The organism is Pseudoalteromonas sp. M58 (genome assembly GCF_042604605.1).
Taxonomy (GTDB): domain Bacteria; phylum Pseudomonadota; class Gammaproteobacteria; order Enterobacterales; family Alteromonadaceae; genus Pseudoalteromonas; species Pseudoalteromonas tetraodonis.
This window is the reverse complement of record NZ_CP152390.1, coordinates 3263872-3287320: the sequence shown is the minus strand read 5'-3', so window position 1 is coordinate 3287320 and position 23449 is coordinate 3263872. Positions and strand designations below refer to the sequence as shown.

At 40.3% G+C, this 23449-nt stretch carries 19 protein-coding genes; 8 read left to right on the top strand and 11 right to left on the bottom strand.

The genetic code is table 11. The annotated features are described in order from the left end of the window. Nucleotide 1: 1 nt before the first annotated feature. Together AAGD16_RS15125 and AAGD16_RS15120 are read left to right on the top strand one after the other, a co-directional pair. Nucleotides 2–1798: an alkaline phosphatase gene (locus tag AAGD16_RS15125; protein ID WP_377112782.1), complete on the top strand. Its 1797-nt coding sequence runs from the start codon at nt 2–4 to the stop codon at nt 1796–1798. A 119-nt stretch (nt 1799–1917) separates the two neighbouring features. Next, on the top strand, nt 1918–2646 hold the full coding sequence (locus tag AAGD16_RS15120) for a hypothetical protein (protein WP_377112779.1): 729 nt from the start codon (nt 1918–1920) through the stop codon (nt 2644–2646). On the opposite strand, the gene AAGD16_RS15115 is transcribed toward AAGD16_RS15120, so the two are convergent. Beyond that, nucleotides 2621–4516 carry a monovalent cation:proton antiporter-2 (CPA2) family protein gene (locus AAGD16_RS15115; RefSeq protein ID WP_377112776.1) on the bottom strand — a complete coding sequence of 632 codons (1896 nt, stop codon included), beginning with the start codon at nt 4514–4516 and terminating at the stop codon, nt 2621–2623. The genes AAGD16_RS15120 and AAGD16_RS15115 overlap by 26 nt on opposite strands. 303 nt (nt 4517–4819) lie before the next feature. Between AAGD16_RS15115 and AAGD16_RS15110 the strand changes: the two genes are divergently transcribed. After that, on the top strand, nt 4820–5344 hold the full coding sequence (locus AAGD16_RS15110; RefSeq protein WP_377112773.1) for a hypothetical protein: 525 nt from the start codon (nt 4820–4822) through the stop codon (nt 5342–5344). A gap of 38 nt (nt 5345–5382) precedes the next feature. Here AAGD16_RS15110 and AAGD16_RS15105 read toward each other — a convergent pair whose 3' ends face one another. The 8 genes from AAGD16_RS15105 to AAGD16_RS15070 form a co-directional block, all read right to left on the bottom strand. After that, nucleotides 5383–6273, bottom strand: a complete 891-nt coding sequence (locus AAGD16_RS15105; RefSeq protein ID WP_016899007.1) for a hypothetical protein — start codon at nt 6271–6273, stop codon at nt 5383–5385. Between the two features lie 207 nt (nt 6274–6480). After that, nucleotides 6481–9015 (bottom strand): TonB-dependent receptor plug domain-containing protein, encoded by a 2535-nt coding sequence (locus tag AAGD16_RS15100; RefSeq protein WP_377112770.1) that lies wholly within the window; start codon nt 9013–9015, stop codon nt 6481–6483. Nucleotides 9016–9290: 275 nt separating this feature from the next. Then, complete coding sequence (locus AAGD16_RS15095; protein ID WP_368485162.1) at nt 9291–10136, bottom strand: DUF4198 domain-containing protein; 846 nt, start codon at nt 10134–10136, stop codon at nt 9291–9293. 34 nt (nt 10137–10170) lie between these two features. Further along, on the bottom strand, nt 10171–10680 hold the full coding sequence (locus AAGD16_RS15090; RefSeq protein ID WP_016899010.1) for a DUF2271 domain-containing protein: 510 nt from the start codon (nt 10678–10680) through the stop codon (nt 10171–10173). Next, the gene (locus AAGD16_RS15085) at nt 10680–11312 is read right to left on the bottom strand and encodes a PepSY-associated TM helix domain-containing protein (RefSeq protein WP_377114838.1); all 633 of its coding nucleotides are present in this window, start codon (nt 11310–11312) and stop codon (nt 10680–10682) included. The genes AAGD16_RS15090 and AAGD16_RS15085 overlap by 1 nt, the downstream gene beginning before the upstream one ends. A gap of 82 nt (nt 11313–11394) precedes the next feature. Beyond that, entirely contained in the window at nt 11395–11790 is a 396-nt protein-coding gene (locus AAGD16_RS15080; RefSeq protein WP_033103568.1) for a YbaN family protein, read from the bottom strand. A gap of 142 nt (nt 11791–11932) precedes the next feature. Next, entirely contained in the window at nt 11933–13219 is a 1287-nt protein-coding gene (locus AAGD16_RS15075; protein ID WP_036957014.1) for a porin, read from the bottom strand. 111 nt (nt 13220–13330) lie between these two features. Continuing rightward, nucleotides 13331–13813 carry a MarR family winged helix-turn-helix transcriptional regulator gene (locus AAGD16_RS15070; RefSeq protein ID WP_016899014.1) on the bottom strand — a complete coding sequence of 161 codons (483 nt, stop codon included), beginning with the start codon at nt 13811–13813 and terminating at the stop codon, nt 13331–13333. A gap of 415 nt (nt 13814–14228) precedes the next feature. Between AAGD16_RS15070 and AAGD16_RS15065 the strand changes: the two genes are divergently transcribed. The 4 genes from AAGD16_RS15065 to AAGD16_RS15050 all read left to right on the top strand — a co-directional run bounded on the left by AAGD16_RS15065 (nt 14229) and on the right by AAGD16_RS15050 (nt 20142). Next, entirely contained in the window at nt 14229–15083 is an 855-nt protein-coding gene (locus tag AAGD16_RS15065) for a D-hexose-6-phosphate mutarotase (RefSeq protein ID WP_008466787.1), read from the top strand. A 16-nt stretch (nt 15084–15099) separates the two neighbouring features. Then, nucleotides 15100–15645, top strand: coding sequence for a PH domain-containing protein (locus AAGD16_RS15060; RefSeq protein ID WP_036950028.1), 546 nt, complete (start codon nt 15100–15102; stop codon nt 15643–15645). Further along, nucleotides 15635–17185: a PH domain-containing protein gene (locus tag AAGD16_RS15055; protein ID WP_377112763.1), complete on the top strand. Its 1551-nt coding sequence runs from the start codon at nt 15635–15637 to the stop codon at nt 17183–17185. Before AAGD16_RS15060 ends, AAGD16_RS15055 begins: the two co-directional genes overlap by 11 nt. Before the next feature lie 143 nt (nt 17186–17328). Continuing rightward, complete coding sequence (locus tag AAGD16_RS15050) at nt 17329–20142, top strand: TolB family protein (RefSeq protein WP_377112760.1); 2814 nt, start codon at nt 17329–17331, stop codon at nt 20140–20142. 17 nt (nt 20143–20159) lie between these two features. Here the strand turns inward: AAGD16_RS15050 and AAGD16_RS15045 are convergent, their stop codons facing one another. Both AAGD16_RS15045 and AAGD16_RS15040 read right to left on the bottom strand, forming a co-directional pair. Next, nucleotides 20160–21323 carry a tetratricopeptide repeat protein gene (locus AAGD16_RS15045; RefSeq protein WP_377112757.1) on the bottom strand — a complete coding sequence of 388 codons (1164 nt, stop codon included), beginning with the start codon at nt 21321–21323 and terminating at the stop codon, nt 20160–20162. A gap of 48 nt (nt 21324–21371) precedes the next feature. Continuing rightward, nucleotides 21372–22505 (bottom strand): PepSY-associated TM helix domain-containing protein, encoded by a 1134-nt coding sequence (locus AAGD16_RS15040; RefSeq protein ID WP_377112754.1) that lies wholly within the window; start codon nt 22503–22505, stop codon nt 21372–21374. Nucleotides 22506–22777: 272 nt separating this feature from the next. On the opposite strand from AAGD16_RS15040, the gene AAGD16_RS15035 reads away from it, so the two are divergent. Beyond that, on the top strand, nt 22778–23392 hold the full coding sequence (locus AAGD16_RS15035) for a PQ-loop domain-containing transporter (RefSeq protein WP_016899022.1): 615 nt from the start codon (nt 22778–22780) through the stop codon (nt 23390–23392). Nucleotides 23393–23449: the final 57 nt, after the last annotated feature.

Sequence of the window (23449 nt, the reverse complement as noted above, 5' to 3'; positions counted from 1 at the left end):
CATGAATAAATTAACAGTACTTTCTTTAGCAGTAATGGTCGCATTAACGGGGTGTTCGAGTGATGACGACAAAAACAGCAATAATATTTTAGCGGTCGATCTCCCAATTGCTGTAGGCTCAGCACAATGTATCAATGGCGGCGTAGAAACACAAAGCGGTGTTGATACCAATACAAACGGGCAATTAGAGAGCAACGAAGTAACGCACACTAACTTAGTCTGTAACGACCCAGCCACCTCATTAACGAGTGAGCAGCTGGCGTCTCTTAGCAATAACGTATGGTTTAGTGATGCACAAACTAAGCTCGCCGGCGCGCAAGATGCTGCAAGTAAAGTGGTAACTGAATCGGGTAAAGCTAAAAATGTGATCTTGTTTGTTGGCGATGGAATGGGTATTTCTACTGTGACAGCTGCCCGTATTTTAGCGGGGCAATTACAGGGTGAAATGGGTGAAGATCACCAATTAAGCTTTGAAACCATGCCGTACTCTGGGTTTGTAAAAACCTATAACGTGGATGCACAAACGCCAGATTCTGCCGGTACAATGACGGCAATGGCCTCCGGTGTAAAAACCGATGTGGGTGTAATTGGTATAGACGAAGCGGTTGAACGTGGTAGTTGTGCATCAGGCAAAGGACATGAGCTTGTTACATCATTAGAGCTGGCTGAGATTGCCGGTAAGTCTACGGGTATTGTTTCTACTGCACGTATTACCCATGCAACACCTGCGGCAACCTACGCTAAATCGGCAGACCGTAACTGGGAAGATATTTCAGATATGCCTGCTTCTGAGTCAGCTAATTGTGAAGATATTGCCTCACAGCTGGTTAACTTTGAAAAGAACCTAGAAGCACGTTTTAATGGTATTGATGTAGACGGAATTGAAGTGGTTATGGGTGGCGGGCGTCGTCACTTTTTACCAAAAGATGCCGCGTTTAACTCTGCTGACGCAGTTAGTGCTGTAGAGGGCGATCGTACAGATAATCGCGACTTAACCGCCGAGTGGAAAACGCAATATCCAAATGGGGCTTATGTGATGGATCAAGCGGGTTTTGCTGCGATTGATGCAACCACAACTGAGCGTGTATTTGGTTTATTTAATGAATCTCACATGCAATACGAAGCCGACCGTGGCAATGATATTGCAGGCGAGCCTTCATTATCACAAATGACCGAAAAAGCGATTGATGTGCTTGATAACAACGATAAAGGCTTTTTCTTAACGGTTGAGTCGGGACGTATTGACCACGCGCATCATGCGGGTAATGCATACAACGCACTGAACGATACTGTAGAGCTGGCTAAAGCAGTAAAAGTAGCGATGGAAAACACCAACCCAGAAGAGACGCTAATTGTAGTGACAGCCGATCACAGTCACGTATTTACCATTGCGGGCTACCCTAAACGCGGTAACCCAATTTTAGGTAAAGTGGTTGGTGTAGGGCAAACAGAGCCCAGCCTTGCTGCCGACGATATGCCTTATACTACAGTTGGTTACACTAATGGTTTGGGCTACAGAGACCTAGGTGCAGAAACCGATGCTGATGCATCTTACTTAGCAGCACCCGTTACAGGGCGTGTTGATTTAAGTAATGTTGATACTACAACGCCAGGTTTTCACCAAGAGGCACTTGTGCCACTATCATCAGAAACTCACGCAGGCGAAGATGTAGGTGTGTATGCAATGGGCCCTGGGGCGCATTTAGTAACAGGTACTAATGAGCAAAGCTTTTTATTCCATGTTATGGACTTTGCCGCTGACTTTGTAAAAGCCGCGGATGAAAAAGTAGCGCAATAAACCTTGCGATATAAAACAACCCGCACACTGTGCGGGTTTTTTATGTCATTAAACTGCCATTATTTTTGGTTATGTTAGAGGCAATTAAGCTAAAAGCGATTAACTAAAGAGATAGCCCAATGAAAAAAGTATTTTTAATAATGAGCGCATTATTTAGCGCAAGCAGCTTTGCTGAGCAGTGCGATATAAATCCACAGGTATTAAAAGGCACTTACACTATTATTAATAAGGCTCCACAAACGCTTAAAAATAATAAGGAAAACAGCCAAACTCTCACCCTTTGGCGAAATGAGCAACAAGTGGCGCACCAAAGCCAAGTTATAACAGAGCTTTGGCAGCATACGAGCAACAATCAAATACGGCCTATTCGTTATTTTAATGCGCAGCAGCGCGGTATTGAATATCAGCCATCAGAGGTGCAAGGAGTGCAAAACTGGAGTGCAAAAGTACAGCTGGTAGATAATCATCTTATTGAAAAAATGACATTAGTGAGCACTGAAGGTGAAGGCTGCAACGAAATAAAAAATTATAGCTTAGAAGAAAATAACTCTCAGTATAACTTGGCATTTTTTACCCATTCAAAACTGGTAAAAACATTTAGTATTAGTAACCTAGCGAATAAAGCAAACACGTCACTTAGCTTAGACGCGGTGCAAAATGACACACCAGCGATTAAGGCTCAGTTTGCAAAATGGGATAACTTTCAAACCACCGACTATGCCGACATTGGCGATAACGAAAGCGACCCATTTTTAGCAAAAATGATTAACCTAGGCTTTATAGAGCACGGCGCCACCGGTTTTTATAATCCTCAAGGTGAGGCTATTCAAGGTGGACATCATCATTAGGTCGTTTTTTGTGCTTAGCAGAGTCTTCTGTTAAGCCATTTTCATAATCGTTGGCATCACAGGTATTTAAATTTTGCTGTGCTTGCTTATCTTGCTGTAATACCTGTTTTAAATCTTCCATACGTTGGCGTACTGCAACGCCGTAGCTGGCATCATCTCCCCAAAGCTCAGAAAGTTGTAACACAGATGCACGGTCATGATCCCTAAATAATTTACCAGCACGCTCAGCGTCTTCTTTGCTATTGCCAAGTAGCTGCAGTGATTCTATGGCTAAGTTAATGGCTGAGTCGACGGTTTCGCGGTTAAACGCATCCACTTTTAGATTCAGTAGTTGATACGCATGGCGACGATCGATTGCGCGCGCCACTATTTTTAATTGTGGGTAGTTTTTATGTGCCAGCTTAATAATTTCAATGGTTTTATCTGGGTTATCAATCGCAACAACCAGCATTTGTGCAGTATGCGCGCCTGCGGCTTCAAGCAGTTCTTGGCGAGCAGCATCACCGTAAAATACGGTGTTACCAAAGCGGCGCAGCAGTTCTATTTGGCTTGGGCTGTGATCAAGTACGGTAATTTCGTAGCCTTGTGCATGTAATAAACGTCCCATAATTTGCCCAAAGCGGCCATAGCCCGCAATAATTACATGTTTAGCGGTATTTATTTGTTCTGGTTTATCAAACTCAGGCTTAGTGCTACTACTGCGTTTTTGTATTTGCTCATACAGCATCAGTAATAAAGGAGCTATCAACATAGATACCGCAACCACTAAGGTCACTAGACTGGTTTGTTCTGGGGTTAAAATACTTAATGTGGTGGTCACGCTTAAAAGTACAAAAGCAAATTCACCACCTTGTGCTAGTGCCAATGTAAACAATAGTTTTTGCTTTGAGCTAATTTTAAATGTGACAGCAAGGGCAAACAAAATGCAGGCTTTAATGACAATTAATAAGGCAACTAAAGCAACCACGGTACTAAATTGATTAAATAATAGCTCAAAATTAATTGAAGCCCCTACAGTGATAAAAAATAGTCCTAGCAATAGGCCTTTAAAGGGCTCTATGTCGGCTTCTAATTCGTGTCTAAATTCACTTTCGGCCAATACTACACCGGCTAAAAAAGTACCTAAAGCAGGTGATAGGCCAATACTGTGCATTACAAGCGAAATAGCCACGACTAAAAACAATGCAAAAATAGTGAATATTTCACGCATGTGAGTTTGTGCGATGTATCTAAACAGTGGTGCCGACACATATTTACCGCCAGCAATGATAGCGGCAATAACGCCAACAGAGACGCCTACTTGTTGCCAAACAGGCCAGTCAGCAATGATTGAATCGCTAATTTGTTTTGAGCTACTTGGTGCAGCAAACGCGAGTAAGGGGAGTAGCGCTAAAATAGGAATAATGGCAATATCTTGAAATAATAAAACCGAAAATGCATTTTGCCCAGCTTCTTGCTTTAACCAGCCTTTTTCTTCGAGGCTTTGCAATACAATCGCGGTAGAAGAAAGTGCCAGCATTAAACCAATGGCCAATGCGGTTTGCCAATGCATGGTAAAAAACCAATAACAAAAGGCAAAAATAACCGCCGCAGTTAGCACCACCTGTAAGCCACCAAGCCCTAAAATAGAGTGCCGAAGCTTCCATAGTCGTGAGGGTTGTAGTTCAAGTCCGACTAAAAATAGCATCATCACTACGCCAAATTCGGCAAAATGCATTACATCGGTTTGATCCCCTACGACTCCCAATGCATAGGGACCAATTAGTATGCCAGCAATTAAATAACCCAGTACTGATCCTAAGCCAAGTCGTTTGGCAATAGGAACAGCCACAATGGCGGCGGCTAAATAAATTAAAGCAATTTCTAGCATGGGGTGCTCTCTTGAGGTTAGGAGTTATTTATATTTTGATACTACTATAAATTAAGTTTGAGTTAATTGTGAAAGAAACATTATTAACGCATACTAATCTGCAATACTATTTAATCATTTTGAACGGGTAAACCAGATGTTAGTTGCGTTAAAAACTTCTCTTTTAGAACAACTAAATAACAAAGTTTTACCTTGCTATCGACACGATTGCCTTCCCTCAAAATAGCTCACTTAATTAAGCGAATTGGTATTACTTTATTGTGTACCATTAAATTTAATAATATGTTTTTTATAGGAACTAAAATGAGTATTAAGCTGCTTTTAAAAATTATGCTGACCACTGTGTTTGCTGCGGTATTTACACAAACGGTGCAAGCTCAACAGTACAAGGTTGAGTTTGAACCACAGCGAGCTGAGCTTGAACAGCAAATTACTGGTGATGAATTTAATGACTATTTAGTTAGTGCAAAAGCAGGTGATATCCTGAATGTGACTCTGACTCCTTCAAATTTAAGTAACTACTTTAATATTTTGCCCTTAGACAGTAATGAAGCCGTATTTATTGGCTCAATAGAAGGGCATGAAGCTAAATATCAACTCAGCACAGATGGAGATTATATTGTGCGAGTTTATTTAATGCGTAATGCAGCGAGACGTGGTGAAACAAGTGATTATAAGTTAACCATCATTAGACATGCAGGTGTAGCCGTGCCTGTAAAAACTATGCACCCAAGCTGGGATAGCGATGGCGATGGAATAAATGATTGTGAAAACGATGGCAGTTGTGACCACACCATTGATTATACAAAACCAAAAACGGTCAATTAATTGACCGTTTTATATGATTTAAAAGTAAGATTAGATTATTAGTCTAGCTTTACTGAACCAGAGATATTATCGATACTAACATCGCCAGAGCCTGCTTCTGTAATTGTTAGCCCTTTAGCGTAATTAACGCGAATATCGCCAGAGCCATCTTCAATCGTCACGCTTGAGCCAATATGTTCAATCAACATATCTCCTGAGTTATCGTCTACGGTGACTGCGCCTTTAATATGTTTAATAGTTATGCCGCCCGAGCCATCTTCAACATTTAATACGCCTGTTACGTTAGTCACTTGCATTTCGCCCGAGCCATCTTCAATAGCGACATTACCACTGACATTATCAATATCAATGCTGCCTGAGCCGTCATTTAATACTAAGTCGCCGACCACATTTTTTACGTAAATACTGCCCGAGCCATCATCAATATTTAGGCTTTTAGCACCATTGATAGATAAGCTGCCAGAACCATCTTTTACATCAATATTGCTTTGCATCTCGTTAATAACAATATCGCCTGAGCCGTCGTTAATATCTAAATTTAGGGTGTTAGGTACGGTAACAACTAAATTGATACTTGGTGATTGCCCGCTGTAAAAGCTAATCCCATTATTACTTGTATTTTGTGCAACAAGTTTTGCTTGTGTACCGCTTTTCTCAAGGGTGAGTTCGTATTCATCGTCAATGTCGGCGGTGTAGATGATGGCATCAACGCTAATATTGGTTGCAGTATTAGAGCCCTGAATATCGAGCGAACCGGCACCACTTAATATCGTTAGGTGCTCAAGGTTATTGCTTGGTAGTGAAAGCTGCTGGGTTTGTTTAACTGATGCGACACTGGGCGATATGTGAAATACACAACCGCTGAGTAATAAAATGCCGCTAATTAGTGAAACGGGCTTAGTGAAGTTGAATAGAGTTGATGCGCTCATGTTTAGTCCTTTGATATTGATTATTTTAGTTAATATACAAAGTATAGAGCAAAATTGAGGCCGAAATGTAAGTTGTTGTTTTATATGAGGTGGCAGCAGTAGTTAAAAAGTTAAAATGCTAAAATATGGTTAAAAATACTAAATGTTAATAAAAAGGATGCACACTGCATCCTTTTGTAATTACTCTATTGTTAATGGGCGTTTTACTTAAAAATTGTAAGTAATGTTACCGTATAAAAAGCGCCCATCTAAACTGTAGGGTGTGTAAGGCGTGTACGGAAATATTTGGCCAAAGTTAGAGTAGCCAATATTATCTACCGTTGCTTGAGGGTACTGATCGAACAAGTTATTTGCACCCACTGCAAATTTCCACGCTTCGTTAGGACGATAAGCGACTTCTAAATCAGCAATCCATTTAGCATCTAAATATTCATCACCCTCGCTGGTGGTTGAAATATCTGCCACTTCCCCATAGCGAGTTGCACGCAAGGTTGTTTGCCATTGGTTAAAGCTCCAAACAGCCGATAGGTTTAGTTTGTTATCGGGTGTGCCTTGCTCAAAACGGCCTACTTCACGACGGGCAAATACCACGTAGTCATCGCCTAAAGAATTTAGCTCGCTCGGGTTTGCATCTACATGAGTCACTTCGGTATCGTTAATGTTTGCCGCCGCATTTAAGCGCACATCACCCAATGTATTTAAATCAAGTGTGTACGTTGCCACAATATCAACACCTTGCGTGCGCGAATTGATGGCGTTGGTAAAGTAACGAACACTTTCGGTATTTAGCTCGCCAGCATTCGCTAGAATTTGCTGCACAGCGTTACCGCTTAAGTTTTCAGAGAGCACAATCCGGTCATCAATATCAATGCGGTACGCATCAACTGTTAAGCTAAAGCCACCTTGGGTATAAACAAATCCAGCGGTAACGTTAACTGAGTCTTCTGCATCGAGCTGTTTTGCACCTAACGCTTGGGCTGCAGGTGCAGAGCTTGGGAATAGACCAACTTCAAAAGGCTGGTTATTTTCGAGAATAGTCGATATTTGACGGTACGAGCTTTGTGCAAGTGACGGCGCACGAAATCCAGTACTTGCCGCACCACGTAACGATAGGTTGTCGTTAATACTGTAACGCGTGGCTAATTTTGAAGTAAATGTGTTACCAAAATCGCTGTAATCTTCATAGCGACTGGCTAAAACAATATTCCATTTATCAGTTAAGTAAGTATCAAATTCAGCAAATACAGCAACATTATGACGACTTTCATTGGTTGCGCTTTGCGGCCCAAACCCAGGAAGCACTTGCGCACCGCCAGCAGCAATTGGGTTGCCGTTGTTATCAAGCGCAGTAATATAAGAGGCTTCCTCGCCTTGCTCTATTTTATAGCTTTCACGGCGGTATTCAGCACCAATAGTGAAAAACACATCATCGGGTAGACCAAAATCAACGCTGGTATTGGCATCAAAGTTAACTAAAAACTGATCGTAAACCATGGCGCCGTTATCAAACTCAGTTTGGCTGTTAGTACCTAACGAAGTATTGAGGCTATTTACAACCCCTAAACCAAAGTCATTTCGTCCGTAGTTGGTACTTACATCCCAAGTCCAGTCGCCACTATCGCCTTGTAAACCAAGTGCCAGCGAGTAATCTTTTACGTTGGTAGCAATTTGTGGCAAAAAGCCATTAGGGTATAGCTCTAAAACATTGCGGCTGTCTTTTGCACGACGGTAAAATCCGCCCGAGTTACCTTCACGCTCTGAATAGCTACCAAACGAATAAACATTAAAGCCATTCTCTAAATCGTATCCCATATTGTAAAACAAAGCGTAGTCTTCCAACGCTGCTTTACCAAAACGGTGATTGTAGCGATCAATTGTAAATTCGCGTGGGTCTAGGCTGCCATCATCTAGGCGGTTGTATTGTTCGCGTGGATCAAAACCAGAGCGTTGAGTTGAGTCGTTATCACGGTATTCAATTGATACATTTACAAAACCATTGTCTGTTAATGAAAAACCTGAGTTTGCGCTAATTGTGCGGGTACTACCGTCGTTAACGTGACGATCGTCGCCTAAATTAAATGCAAGGTTGCCGTTATCATCCGCATAAGTGCTATTTAGTTGCGGTACACCGGCCATTTGGCTGTCGTATTGGCCATAAGTTACGCTAACACTGCCGCCTTCGGTGGCATCTTTTAAAACAATATTGATTACTCCCGCAATGGCGTCAGAGCCATATTGTGCTGCAGCCCCATCGCGCAGTACTTCAACACGCTTAATTGCAGAGGTTGGGATCATGTTTAAATCAACCGCGGTAGAGCCGCGACCAACCGTGCCCCCTAAGTTTAATAACGCACCAGAGTGGCGACGCTTACCGTTAATAAGGACTAAGGTGTGATCGGGTGCAAGGCCTCTTAAAACCGCTGGGCGAGCATGATCGGTGCCATCAGAGAGTGTGGCACTTGGGTAGTTAAAGCTCGGGACTTGGTTAGCGAGCACTTGGCTAATTTCAAGTTGCCCCGTACTTGCCATATTGTCACTGCTAATAATATCTACAGGCACAGTACTTTGCGCAATACTACGCAAACTGCGGCGCGTGCCTGTTACTGAAATTACTTCGATATTTTCTTCGACTTGGTTAGTTTGCTCAGCCGCATTAGCAGCTGAAAAAGAGGCGCTAAGTGCGGTGGTAATAGCCAAGCTAAGTGCTAATTTTTTATTAGCTAATAAATGCTGAAAAGTCATTGAGCGTGCCTTGAAGATTTTGAAAAGGGCGCATCATATATAAGCGGCTAATGCATCGCAAAGATCTAAATTGACTAAGTTATTCAACTATTTTCATAAAAATAAGTGATCGGAATAATAGATTGAAATAGGAACAGACAAGGAGGCTAAAATATAGGATTATGCTTATTTAGGCAGCGAAAATGACTAACTTGGTTTAAAGCTTTGCTAAAGGGGTTTAATTATAAAGAAGCTACAGGCCAAACGATTAATGTGGCCTGTAGGGAATTAAAAAGTTATTCAGGTGCTATTTCAAGGGTGGTAAATAATACATAGCGGCTGGCGTCTACACCTTTTTCGTTTACTGTCACTTTTTGAGAGGTTTCGATTAGGTATAGGCCTGGCTCTTTCCACGTTGTGCTAAACATGCCGTTTTTGTCGGTCGTTACTTTTATTTCACCACGTTCGTTACGGTAACGTGTATCACCTTTTAAAATACTTATTTCAATCCCTTCGCCAACCGGCTTTCCATCGCTTAGTAGTTGAAAGCGTGCTTGCTCACCAACAAATAGATCGTTTGGATGCGTTGGGCCGCTAAGCTCTAAGCCTTGACCTAATAGTGCCGGTTTAGAGGTACCATTATGACTAACAAAGGTATCAACAGTAGAGATGGTTTTAATTGTAGTGATGTCGCTGGCGTCTTTAGGTAGATTGGCATCTGCTTTTTTGGCGAATACACGGTTTCGCTCACCTGCTGTATTTTTGTAGAATGTCATGTACATAGGTTTTTGCGTCATCGCAATATGATAGGTGCCTTGTTGCTGAAGTTTTACTGCAGCAGAGCTTTTGCGTTGTAGGTAATAGGCACGAATGGTATCGGTAACTTGCTCGCCATTTGGGGCAAGTGCCATAAGCAGAGTATCGTCGTATTCAGCGCCTTTTGTGCTTGGACGAAATGCTTTATCAGGTGCAAAAATTTCGTTAGAAATACTCGCATCAATCATTACATAATGGGCTTTATCCCCTGATAGCGAGGTATGCGAAGGTAGTAACCAGCGGCCATGTGCACTTGCAGCTGTTGATACCAGCGCTGATAAACTCAGTGCGCCAATGAGTGCTGTTTTTAATAAATTAACGTTCATTATTTTTCCTTTAAATTTGAATGATAAGTAGGGACTACCTAGCGGATACAGTGACAAAGCTGGTTGAAAATTCGTTTTTGCCATCAATGGTTATTTTTCCTGATTGGGTTAAATCAAGCTCAATACGGCTGTAATCACGCCCGCCTTCTTCACGAACAACTTCAACATTTAACAGGTATTTTCCTGCGATAACTGATTTGCCATTAAGATCGTTTCCGTCCCAATTAATGGTATAAGTGCCTGCGCGTTTGGTTGCGCTACTAACCCCATCGAAGTTTGCATCACTTTTACCTGCTTTACGCCACCATTGGCGTAGGTCTTTAAACCATTCCGCTTTTTGTACCCAAAGCGCTAAAGTTGTGACATGTTTACGCTCTGGTGTTTCGAGCCAAACAGCAACATAAGGTCGATGATAGGGCTGCACATCTAACTCAGGTAAAGTTAATTCGATTTCTAATTGGGGTGATTGCGCTGCCACCGAAGTGTGAAAACACACGGCAATTAACAGCAATACGGTGCTAATTAAAGATTTAAACTTGAACATTAAAACACTCCTTTAATTTGTGGAACCCAGCATAAATAAATAACCAATGGTGTTGCGATTCCTAATACGGTTATCCATATTCCTGCTAAGCGTTTTTTTCTGTTTTGAAATAAAATAATCATGCCGGTGATGGCAAATAGAATCATCAGCACCGCTGATATATCAATAACCCAGCTCCATACTTCTCCTGAGTGACGACCTTTGTGCAAATCACTGATAACACTTAAAAAACCACCGGTTTGATAATCGAGCAACATTTCGCCACTGATAAAATCAAACTCTGCATAGGCATAGCCTGCTGGTAATGGGTAGTCGAGCATAACCAGTGAATCTTGCTTTTCCCATTCAATGCTTTTCACTTTATTAAGCCCATAGTGTTTGGCTAAATAAGCTTCTATTTGGGGATAAATAGCAGGCAGGCTATTTAATTGTGTATTTGCTTGAGTAAGCAGATCTTGGGGGATTTGGACCGTAATTTGGCCATTGTTTTTATCGTTTTTTAACCAGTCAACATGGTTTAGCACTATACCGCTTACACAAAATAGAATAAGTAAAAAAAACAAAGCGGTGGAAATATAGATATGTAGGGTACGACTTATACTATATAAAGTGCGTTTATTAACAAAGGGCATAAAAGGAGCTGGGTTATTTAATTTATACGGATGATAATGATTTGCATTAGCTGTTACAAATTTATTTACCAAACTTTACACTTTATTTTTTAGGAGGAGCTGAGGGCTTAGAAATTAAGTAAGCCATAACCAGCACTTCAACAACCGCCACTAGGGCAATAATCCAAGCTGGAGGGCTGTTGTATAATAAAAATATAAAGCCTATTAGCATACCTATACCTGCAGCATACTTTGCCTTTACAGGAACCACTTGATGGGCGCGCCAATGTTGTAATGTTGTGCCAAAGCGAGGGTGGTTTAATAGCCAAGACTCAAGCGCCGCGGATGAGCGAGCAAAACAGGCTAAGGCTAAAATTAAAAACGGCGTGGTTGGCATAACAGGTAGGGCAACACCAATAATGCCGAGTAATACACACAGTAGCCCCAGCAATTTAAAGCCGAAATTTTTATAATAAATAAAAACGTTTTTTATGCTCACTTTAGCTCTTTTTTAATTAATTAAACGGTAAAAGGGTAAGCTAATTAAAAGGTAAAATGAAGAGAAAATGGCTTAGTTGCATGTTATTAACTAAGCCATTTAGGGTTAGCAAAGGAAAAGAATTTCCTGATTGCACTACCTATTAAAAGTAATAGCCTAAATTAATATTAAAACGGCGCTCGGTATCGCCATCACCAATAATGGTACCGCCAATAAAGGGTTGATTGCGGGCTTGTACGAAATCAACATAACTAAAGAATCCGCCAGCAGTAATGCTCATACCGGTTACATTCATCCAAGTATTGGCGCTATTATCTGACTTGTTGTAGATGATCCCATAGTCGTTATAAAACTGCAGGTTGGTAACTGGGCCCCATTCTAGTGCGTAGTCATAGGCAATATTAAAGTTGGTCATTGTGGCTTGGCTCGATACACTGTCATAATAGTCAAAAGCACCCACCGCAAAGCGGTTATTACCATCGTCTAAGTCGTAGTCATATTCACCGTGTTGCAATTGAATATTCCAGTTATTAATGTTGCTGTTTAAGTGAACAGCCCAAGCACTGTAATTACCAGCGCGGTCTTCACCGTCGTGAAGTCCGCCACTGAGTAACGATACCCCGATGTCAGTGGTGATATTTTTACTATGCTCAAGCTGATAAGTAGCGCGACCAGCAAAGGTGTTGTATTCACCAAGCTGCTTTGCTGGTTCAGCATAGATGCCTTCATCTGCAGGACGACTACCAACAATATCATAAGAGTAACGATGATTTTTGTCTGATGCTGAGCCATCAACTCCACCCAGTTCATCATTTTTGAAAAAGCCTAAATCAAGTGTCCAGTTGTCTTTAAGTTTGCGCTTAGCAACCACACCTAAATCAAAATCATCTTCTAGGCCAACATAGTAGTTAGTGCTAAAAAAGTAGCTGTGGGAATTATAAGGACCGTTACCAAACGGCACGGCTGTTATGCCTGCCTGAGCTTCCCAGCCATCAATAAATTCGTACCCTAAGTAAGCGTACTTTACGACAGTCATATAATCGTAAAAGCGTATTTCACCATTGACTGAAATATCATTAATTTCGCCAGAGACATTTAACCGGAAAATATCAAAATCAAAGTCACCACCGCGATCTTCATTGTCTTCATCGTAAGAGTTTATACCGTAGTTAGCGCGAATAGCACCTCCTACCTTTATTCCAGATGATTGCTTTTCTTGCTGTGCAGTGTCTGTAGAAGTAGCTTGCAACTGTTTACTAACTTGTTCTACTTGTTGAGACTTTTTTTCAGCGAGTTTGCTTTCAAGTTTATCTACTTGTTGCTTTAACTGCGTTAATTGGCTTTGGAGAGGTTGAAGGTTTGATGCATAAGAATTGCTAGCAACACCACTTAAAATTAATGCGAGTGTTAGTTTTGAGAGTTTAGTCATAATAGCCGTTTTGATTGTGATTAAAAAATTAAAGGCGCAACGATGCGCCTCTTAGTGTGGAAAAAGGAGAAAATGGCAGACTAATTTAGTTTATTGTTTTTATACTGCGTTTTATTCTTTAGAAGTTTGAAACAGTGCGCCTACTTCTAAAAGAGGAGAGGCATCTAGCTTATCTGCATCCATCATTGCGGCAATACGTTGCATTGATGAAAGCAGTAGGCTCTGTTCCCACTCAGCAAGCGCTGAAAATTTTTCGATAAAGTGTTCTTGCAAGGGCTGAGGCGCTTTTTCGAGTAATTCTTTACCTTGTTCAGTAAGGTATAAGCTGACCCGGCGTTTGTCCATTTGACTACGAACGCGTGTTACCAAATTCTTGCTTTCTATTCGGTCAAGAATATTTGTGACCGTTGCCGGACTTAAATTGACGTTTTGCGCAATACGACTGGCGGTAATACCATCAGTTTGAGACACTTCTTGCATAATAAGCAGTTGTGGTCCAGTTAAACCCGCTGTTTTATTAAGTTGTTTTGAATGTAAGTCAATCGCACGGATCACCTTGCGTAAAGAAACTAGTAACTCGTCATATTTTTGCATTTGTTTGTCTCATGAAAGGCGAATCAGTTGCCGTAATCACGAAATGTTACACATCAAATAAATTGAATTCAAATGATATATATCATTTAACGCCGCTATTATTAGTTTTTAATGGTTTTTATTAATTTGAGCAGTAATTAAAATGGTATTTATTATCTTTATTTTATTAAAAGTTAATAACACTCTGTTTGCTAAGGCTGCGCACCTTACGTAAGTTAAAAGCGATACGCAAGCCACAGGTTTAAAACTTTAGTCGTAATTGAGCCGTTGATGTGGCATAACAATATAGTAACTAACTCAATTTAAATAACTATTCTATGTAGCTTATGCTTTAAGCATGCATTATTGTTTGTGTACAGTAACCTGAACTCAGGTTAAGTACTAAAAAATTAGTCTCAGTGTTAAAGGAAATAAAATGCAATTATCACCCTCAGTATGTATTGAGCGTACACATAGCGGTTTGGAATTTATTAGTATTAATAGTCGCCAATGTAAGGCGAAGATATTTTTACAAGGTGGGCAAATAACTGAGTTTACACCCAAAGGTAAATTGCCACTATTGTGGGTGTCTGGGGATGAAACCTTTAGCGAAGGGAAGGGCATTCGTGGCGGTATTCCTATTTGCTGGCCTTGGTTTGGTCAACATGAAAATAAAGACTTTCCAGCACATGGTTTTGCGCGCACGCACGTATGGCAAGCCGATGAAGTGCATGAAACCGAGAACGAGATTACTGTTAGTCTTAAATTACCAATGAAGCAGATAGATTCTACCTTTTGGCCTCATCAATCTTCTTTAAGGGTTGAGTTTATTTTATCTGAGCAGTTAGAGGTGCGTTTAACCACCTGTAATTTAGGTAACACTCCATTTAGTTATACACAGGCGCTGCATACTTACTTTCCAACTGATGATATTAATAATACTCGCGTAACAGGGCTGCAAGGAGCGCAATACATAGAATTTGGCCAAGGGCCTTATCAGCAAAGTGATGTGGTTGGTTTTACCCGTGAAACCGATATGGTTTATACCCAAGCCGCGGCTGTGCAAACCATTGAAACTCCTCAAGGGATGATCAGCGTTAGCAGAGAAAACTCGCGCTCGTGCGTGTTATGGAATCCATGGATTGAAAAATCAAAGAGGCTATCAAATTTTGCCGATGATGATTATAAAAGCATGTTATGCCTAGAGGCTGCGAATGTACTTGAAGATGCGGTTACGCTTGAGCCAAAACAAAGTCATACCCTAGTAACAACAATTAAGTGGCTTGGCTAAGCCTACCATACGTGTAATGGAGCAAAGTGTGTTTACTAATCAACAAATAACCGACCTACCGCAACATAAAAGCATAGTGTTTGAGCCGCTTGCGGACAAAGCATTGTTGCATGCACAATTGAATTGGTTGTTATTTTTCATTCCTTTTTGCTTAGTACTAGCGGCTGTTTGCTATTTTAATACAGACTTTGCTGCTATGGCGCAAGGTTACTTATTGGTTGCTGTTCCGCTATTAATTTTACTGTGTATGTTATATAGCGTGTTCAGCATAAAATTACAGGGCAGCGCGTTGCGTACCCACGATATTGCTTTTAAAAAAGGCATTATTTGGCAGCAGGTGACAATTTTACCGTTAGCGCGTGTGCAGCATATTGAAATACACCGTGGGCCCATAGAGCGAAAGCTTGGTTTAGCCAGTTTAAGACTTTATAGCGCCGGCGGTATGAGTGCCGATTTACAAATTAGCGGCCTGACCCACGAAAAATGCAAAAATATTCGTCAGTTTGTACAAAGCTATCGCCACGATGAAACCGCAAGCGAGGTAGCTGCCAGTGAGTGTTGATGCTGCGCAAATAACGTCACCTTCACTTAATTGGCAAAAAGTGTCGCCTTGGGCGCTGGCTTATTTTGTGATGCATTTTAGTGTGCGCTTCATAAAAGACGGCTTATTTAATTTACTGCCCGTGTTGGTGGTATTTGTTACCCAAGTAGAAAATAAACTATTTTGGGGGCAAGTTGGGCTCGCGGTTGCTTTGACCTCATTGCTTGCCTATTGTTTTTTGTATTACCGTAGTTTTCGTTTTTGTATTACTGACGAGCATGAAATTTTACTTAATAAAGGCGTATTTAAAAAAGAGCGACTTACCTTAAAATTTTCTCGAGTGCAAAACGTAAATATAGCGGAGCCATTTTACTTCACCCCCATAGGGTTAGTTAATTGTATTTTTGATGCGGCAGGCAGTGTGGCTCAAGAAGCTGTTTTGCCAGGGGTAACTAAAGATTACGCGCAACAAATGCGTAAACGAGTGTTTGACTATAAAGCGCAGCAGCAACCATCAGCTGAAGTGGCTGATACAGCGCAATCTCATATTGAAGAGCAGAGCGAAAATAGTTTAGTTATCACCAATAAAGAAATAGCTAAGTTTGGTTTAATGTCGAATATGGCTATTTTGGCACTTGCGGCAATTGCCCCTTTTATGAATGTGGCCATCGACTTTTTAGAGCAGCAATTTATAACAAAAATAGAGAGTTATTATCAGCAAGAGCTCGGTATGATGGCTAATGCAGCTGTGTTAGCGGTTATTACTTTAATTATTATGTTGGTATTTATTGCGGTGTTTTTATCGGTGACTATGTCGCTCATTCGTTTTTATAACTATCAGCTTTACTTCAAAAATAATAAATTCAAACGTATTGCAGGGCTGTTAGAGCGTCATCAACTATCAATTAGTTTAGACAAAGTACAGTCAATCGTTATTAAGCAAAACCTAGTTGCTAGGCTATTAAAACGCTTTACTGTGGAGTGTTTGCAAGCCAGTAGCGGCGGTGCTGTAAGCATGGCGAAAAAGAATAAACAAACCTTAGTGCTGCCTGTGCTCACGCAGGAGCAAGTTGATAATGTGTGTCAGTGGATTTATCCGTGGTTTGACAGTAAAAAGCTGGCATTCAATGCGGTAGAAAGGGCGTTGTTATATAAAAACACGGTGTTTTATGCTTTGCTACCGAGCGTTGCTTCTGGTTTTTTTATTAGCTTTATGCAACTTAATATATTAATTGCATTAGCATTATTCTTGGTACTAGCCGCGTTAGTGTTTTTATCTTATAAACGTTATGGGTATTACCTTCATCAACAAGATGGGCGTTTTTATTTGGTGGTACGCAAAGGTATGATTGGCGTGCATTACCGGGTATTTGAGCTGTACAAGGCACAAAGCGCTCGCAGTGTGAGCACCTTTTTTATGCGTCGTTCTGGCTTAAAAAGCCTGTATATACAACTTGCTGCAGGCGGTGCGTACGTCCCATATTTAAAACAGCAAGATGCTGACTTTATTATAGATTTTACACTTATGCAGGCTGAGTCAGACCCTCGCAGTTGGATGTAACTTCCTTTGTTCAAAACTCAGATTAAATAATAAAACGGGTGTAAATACACATTTGCACATGCTTTATTACACTTTTTTACTGCCCGTTTTTTCCATTTGATAATACTCTAAACATTATCAAATGTACTATTTAAGGGATTATTGTGAAAAAGTCACTCATTGCATCAGCCTTATTATTGGCTGCACCTAGCTTTGCTGCTGATTGGCAAACTATTCATACCGAGCATTTTAATGTGCACTTTAGTAGTGAGCATACTGATTTTGCTAAATCGACTGCTGTGGAGCTGGAAATTGTTCGCACTAAAGTGCTTGAGCAACAAAATCGGGCGCTTGATAAAATCGTCGATGTGGTGGTGTTTGACCCTCTAAATGCAGCGAATGGCTTTGCCTTACCAACCTCTAATAATCCTGTTATGGCGCTTTTTACTACGCCACCGCAGTCGGATACCGTGATATCAAATTCATCGGGTTGGCAGCAATTGTTGGTGCTGCACGAATACATTCATTTAGTCCATTTAGCGCAGCCAACCCGTAACGACTGGCAGCAAAAGATTCGCGGTGTATGGGATATATACGATTTAACCTATGGTGATACACCGCGCTGGGTAGCCGAAGGGTACGCCACTTTAATCGAATCAAAAATGACAGGTCGAGGGCGCTTATTTGATAACTATGCTGAGGCAATACTTAGAGAGTTTGCTCAGCAGGGAGCGCTTCCCACCTATGGGCAACTAAATAGCGATGAGGGCTTTATGGCGGGCTCTATGGCATATTTAATGGGAAGTCGTTTTTTATATTGGCTAGAGCAAAATTACTCAGAGCAGCTACTCGATAATGTATGGGTTCGTATGCGAGCAGTGAAATCACGAGATTTTGAAGCCGCATTTTCTGGTGTATTTGGGCAAAGCGCTGCCAAGCTATATCGTCGATTTATTGCTGAATACACTTATAAAGCAATGCAACAAGAGCAAACCGAGTCATCACTTAATAGCAAGCTTTGGTTAAAGCTAGATTTATACGCTAGCAATCCTGCCCTTTCAAATGATGGCAGCAAAATTGCGATAGTTGAACGTGATGAAAAAAGTAAAACAAAACTAATAATTTACAGTACAGAAGACAACATCAAAGCACGAGATAAGTTTACTAAGGTGCAAAAGGAGCTCCTAGAGAACGATAAGCAAGATGTTCCTGATACCCCACCAATCGTGTTTAAGCGCGAACAAAAACAAGTACTAAATCAAATTAATCGCGCAGGTATTGCTAACCCGCAATGGGTAAATAACAACACACTTTATTTTAATGCCTACAGTATTGAAGAATCGGGAACTTATAACAAAGTGTCTGACATTTTTAGCTACAACACCGACACTGGCAACATAGAGCAACTTACAGAGCTGGCCGGTATTCGCCGTTTTAGTGTTACCCGTGATGGTGAAACACTTTACGGTGAGCAAATAAGAGCTGGTTATTCTGAATTAGTTAAAGTCGATCTTAATACACAAGCAATCACGCCATTTTTTACTAAGAGCTTAAAAACAAGTTATGATTACCCGACTCTGAACCCCGATGAAACAAAATTAGCTTACTTATCAGCATCATTAAACGAAAATTGGCAGTTGTATATACAAGACTTAAACGGTGATGCCAGGCGGTCAATCCCAATGCCTAACGGGTATCAGTATTTAAGTCAGCCGAGTTTCAGTCAAGATGGGGAATCTATCTATTTTGTTGCTGGCCTAAATAATAAAACTGATATTTATAATTATCATATAAAAAATAACACCCTCACCCGCTTAACTAACGGGCAAGAAGCGCTCGCATACCCGATTGAGGCTGAAGATGGCTCACTACTTTATTTCTCTATTAATGCCGATGGCCCTGATGTAAAAACGCTAACAACAAAAAACCGCACAGCCGTGACTTATTTCGCTGTAAACAGTGAAGCTCCATTGTTGATGGTAAATAAGCATACTCTGCCACCGGCAAAAATATATACCGATGAGATAGCAGAACAAAGCGATTACGCAGTACTTGATCAGCAAGCGACGTTTGCCTTGGGATCTCAGTATTATTCAGCGTCAACCAGTTTGCTAAGTGTAGGTATAAAAAGTAGCGACCTATTAAAACAACTTGATTTACAAGCGGGTTATAACATTGATTTGCATGACGATGCATTACATGGCGGCTTTATACAAGCAAAATACAATGCGTTAAATACAAAGTTTAAGCTTGCGCTATTTGATTATAATTTGGATACATCACATCAATATCAACCTAGCTTAAACGCTGATATTGAAGCCCGAGGTGGTTATGCTGCAGTAAGCCACCCATTGAAATTTGGCCAGTTACATTTAACCCCAGAATTGGCCTATAACTATACAGATTATAAAAATAGCCATAAAAATTGGACACGGTTGAGTATTGCTCAAAGCTGGCAACATGACCGCCAAGCATTTGCTATTGGGCAGAGTATTTATGCCAGCATTTATGATGGGCAGAATCACAGTAGTCATTGGCAAGGTTATGACTTGGCAGCAAAAATATTTGGTAAAGCGTTTGATATACCACTTTTTGTTAACTTTGAGCAAAAGCAAAGAGATGACAGTAGCCTGACATTAGGCGGCTTTAGTTCTAATTTAATTAATCAGCAGCAAAGTAGTGAATTTGTGCTTGCTGCTGAACTGCCTTTTTATAGTGCAACCACTGAGCGCTACCAAGGGTATGGTGGTGGCGTTAGCTTTAAAGAGGGGATGCCTTGGCTTTATTACAAACAACATCAATTAGATAGCAACGTTTATGCACAAAGTTACGGCTTAAAATACCAAGGTGACTTTAGCTTTGGTATGGGGCCTGCGGGCGTTAATGACTTAACCTTTGATATGGGGTTGTCGCGAGTAGAAGGTGACAGCTTTGAAGATGAAATGCGCGCGTGGTTAAGCTTTTACTATTCATTGTAAAAGCCTATTTAGCTAAGTTACTTACTCGCTTTTAAGGACAGTAACTTAGCTTGATACACATTTAACTTTTGCTTGTCTTTTTCGAGCTCTATCGCTTTCTCAAGTAATTTTTGTGTTTGGTGATTTTTTCCTTGTTGATAGCGAATTTTAGCAAGCTCTAAATAAAGTTCTGCAATATACGGCGCTTTTGTTATGGCTTGTTCAATATGCTCTGTAGCGGTATTAATTCGTCCTGTTTCTAGGTCATTTTTTGCAATAACTAAAAGTTCATAAGGATCTTTTTCTACTTCAGCAAGTCGGCTTGCTAATTGTTCAACAAGTTGCTGATCACCAATTTGTTTGGCTAAAACTTGATAATTACTAAGTAAATTTATATTTATCAGCTTATTATCTAAAGCAGTTTGGTAAATAAGCTGTGCACTTTTTAAATCGCCAGCTCGTCGATGTAAAATTCCAGCCATATTAAATAGCTCAGGATCATAAGGGGTGTATTTATTTGCTTGTAAAATAAGAGAGTACGCTTGATCAAGCTGCTTATCTAAAAGCGCGTCAGCAGCTAAGTTACTATAAAATTTAGAGATTAAATCATTATAATTAGCACTATCAGAATACACACTACCTCTGGTTGGGAAGTAGTCTATTAAGGTTCCTGGGCGAAAAAAAGTGATCACATTTTCTTCTTTTTCAGGCAGTTCCTCTTCTGGGGCATAAACTTTAGTTCTAAAATGGTTTGCTACATAAACCAAGTTATCTTCCTGTGCGTAAACTGGCTCGCTAGTCATTTCTTGAAAGCTGGTTTTAAGCCCTAATGTTTGTGCATAACTTTGGGTAAGAACAGCAAGGCTGATACAGTTACCTTGTGCAAGGTTGAGAGATTGAGATGATGTAAGCGTATCGCCTTGATACTTAAAATTAGAGAGCTGATTTTCAAGGTAGTTATAAATAATACGGTCACTACGAATATTAGCTGTTTGTTGTTTTGTTACGAAGGCTAAAAAGCGTGCTTTTTCTGCCTCGGGAAGTTCAAATATAACCTTTTCAGAAGGTGTGGTTTGTTGTACAAATAATGTGTGATTAATTAATGAACTTAATTGTACGCGCTGAGTTTGCGTATTGATTTTGCTGCTGCACCCCACAACAAATAAAAAAGTTAAACTTATTATTACCTTGAACATATTCATTAACTCACTCCCTCGTTGGTTTCACTTTACAAGGGAGTGATTGTTTTATCAAGCATTCGCGCTTCGTCGTTGAGTTAAGCGATTTTTGTGTGATTGCTTTTTACGTTTACGGCGTTTGAGCCATAAATAAAAGCCTGTACCAGCGAGCCATACAGGGCTAAGGCCAACAATACACCATAGTATTTTACTGATAAGCCCAGCAAAATAACCAAAGTGTAGTTTTCTAAAACTGTCTATTACTTGCCAACCAGCACCAGCCTCTCGAATATCCCAGTTAGCGATGTGTTCACCTGTTTGCTTATTATAGGTTATGGTATTGGCGTATTCACTGGTTAGTGGGTTACTGGTATTTACTTCGCCATAAAGAGTGATATTTTCATCGGACTCTCGTGGAAAAACTAAAAAAGTTGTATTAAAAGTGGGTATTTGCAGCTTGCTATCATTAAGAATCCGCTCAAAAGAGATGTCGTCACTATATAATTTATTTGTAATAGTGTGGTGCTCTTCTTCTGCGTGTTCTATTACTTCGTGATACCACACTGCACCATTAAAATAACCACCTGTAATCGCTAAAACGATAAGGATAGGTGAGCCTAAAACACCGGTCATCTTATGAATGTCACTGAGTACTATTTGTAACGTTGCGCGCCAGCGTACGCTAAATAGTCGCTGCCAAAATTTGCGGTAAATAATTAAGCCAGTAATACCTAAAGTTAATAAAAATAAAGCAAAAAAGAACCCTAATACGGTGCCTGTTTGCCCTGGTAAACTTTTTAAGTCGTTAAGTAAAAAGGTGTAATGGAGCTCTAAAAACCAGTCGGTAAAATAATGAGTTGTGCTTACGGGTTCTGATAAAACTTCTCCTGTGTATTGGTCTAAATGCAACTTATACCAATCGTCAGTGCCACGCTTAACCAAATAAAGCCGGTCGGCGGTGGTGTTATTAAAAAGCTCCCAGCTTCCTACTACATACTCAGGAAAGGCTGCTTCGGCTTTATCTATTAATGAGTCCATAGGTAAGCGAGCAGCTTGCTGCTGTACCACAAAGTGTTTGTCAGGCATCAGTAAGCCGTCTATTTCACTTTTAAACACTAAAACACTGCCAGTAATGCTAATAACAATTAAAGGAATAATGGCAATTAGCGCCAACCAACTATGAATTTTAAACAGTGTTTTTCTCATTATTTTAGCTTGTATGTTAAATTACACGTATGCGCATGGTAACAGTTATCATTTGTATTGCAATTAGTTGAAGTGGCGTGCTGTGAAGTTTTAGTAACGGTTTTTGTATACTCAAGTTGCCATCACTAAAAACTAAAGTAAGCATGAAGCTTGTATAAAAGCTAGCCAGCCCTACAATGCGCGCACACAAATAAAGCCTTTAAAAACAGATGTTTAAAAAATGTTTTATTTCTTCCTTTTTATTAACAACAATGTAACGAGCGAGGTTTGCTTTGGCGTATTATTTGCCTATTTTGTCAGTGTTTATTTTGGTTTTTAGTTTTTTACCGTTACTTAATAAAATTATTAAAAACCGCAGTGTATCGGGTGTATCACTGCTAATGATGACATTTGGTTTAGCGCAAAGTGTGTACTTTATTAGCTACAATCTTTATTTTGCTCGCTTTTATATTGCCTTGCCGTTTTTTGCGACAGGATTGTTGAGTGGTTTAATTTTATACTTTTTTGCCCGTTATAATGCCGCTAAACGTCAGAAGCTGCAGTTACTTGGCATGCTTAGCTTTTCGTTATTACCTTTTTTGTTGCTGTTAAACCCTAACCTAGATACTGCCTCTGTGCTAAACGGCTTAACTTATGTGGGCTTAATTATGAGTTCGGTTCGGGTTATGCCACAAACCTATAAAACACTGCGAACAGGGAATATTAGTAACCTGAGTGCGCGCTATTTTAGTTTGCAATTTATAGCAGGTATCTGTGGTTTGTTTGCAGAGCTAGCCATGCCAGTGCAAAGTACTTCGCATATATTAATGTTTATTATGATATTGCTTACTAATGCGCTGCAATTTGCGTGTATGCAGTATTATCGCGTACGTCCTGTGTTGGCATAAAATTATAGTGACCGTTAATTTCATTTGTGGCACTTTGAGTGACCAATAAATAAAAAG

Bases quoted from the DNA above. Each gene is read 5' to 3' on its own strand.
- AAGD16_RS15125 (WP_377112782.1), top strand. From the start codon at position 2: ATGAATAAATTAACAGTACTTTCTTTAGCAGTAATGGTCGCATTAACG.
- AAGD16_RS15120 (WP_377112779.1), top strand. From the start codon at position 1,918: ATGAAAAAAGTATTTTTAATAATGAGCGCATTATTTAGCGCAAGCAGC.
- AAGD16_RS15115 (WP_377112776.1), bottom strand. From the start codon at position 4,516: ATGCTAGAAATTGCTTTAATTTATTTAGCCGCCGCCATTGTGGCTGTT.
- AAGD16_RS15110 (WP_377112773.1), top strand. From the start codon at position 4,820: ATGAGTATTAAGCTGCTTTTAAAAATTATGCTGACCACTGTGTTTGCT.
- AAGD16_RS15105 (WP_016899007.1), bottom strand. From the start codon at position 6,273: ATGAGCGCATCAACTCTATTCAACTTCACTAAGCCCGTTTCACTAATT.
- AAGD16_RS15100 (WP_377112770.1), bottom strand. From the start codon at position 9,015: ATGACTTTTCAGCATTTATTAGCTAATAAAAAATTAGCACTTAGCTTG.
- AAGD16_RS15095 (WP_368485162.1), bottom strand. From the start codon at position 10,136: ATGAACGTTAATTTATTAAAAACAGCACTCATTGGCGCACTGAGTTTA.
- AAGD16_RS15090 (WP_016899010.1), bottom strand. From the start codon at position 10,680: ATGTTCAAGTTTAAATCTTTAATTAGCACCGTATTGCTGTTAATTGCC.
- AAGD16_RS15085 (WP_377114838.1), bottom strand. From the start codon at position 11,312: ATGCCCTTTGTTAATAAACGCACTTTATATAGTATAAGTCGTACCCTA.
- AAGD16_RS15075 (WP_036957014.1), bottom strand. From the start codon at position 13,219: ATGACTAAACTCTCAAAACTAACACTCGCATTAATTTTAAGTGGTGTT.
- AAGD16_RS15070 (WP_016899014.1), bottom strand. From the start codon at position 13,813: ATGCAAAAATATGACGAGTTACTAGTTTCTTTACGCAAGGTGATCCGT.
- AAGD16_RS15065 (WP_008466787.1), top strand. From the start codon at position 14,229: ATGCAATTATCACCCTCAGTATGTATTGAGCGTACACATAGCGGTTTG.
- AAGD16_RS15060 (WP_036950028.1), top strand. From the start codon at position 15,100: ATGGAGCAAAGTGTGTTTACTAATCAACAAATAACCGACCTACCGCAA.
- AAGD16_RS15045 (WP_377112757.1), bottom strand. From the start codon at position 21,323: ATGAATATGTTCAAGGTAATAATAAGTTTAACTTTTTTATTTGTTGTG.
- AAGD16_RS15040 (WP_377112754.1), bottom strand. From the start codon at position 22,505: ATGAGAAAAACACTGTTTAAAATTCATAGTTGGTTGGCGCTAATTGCC.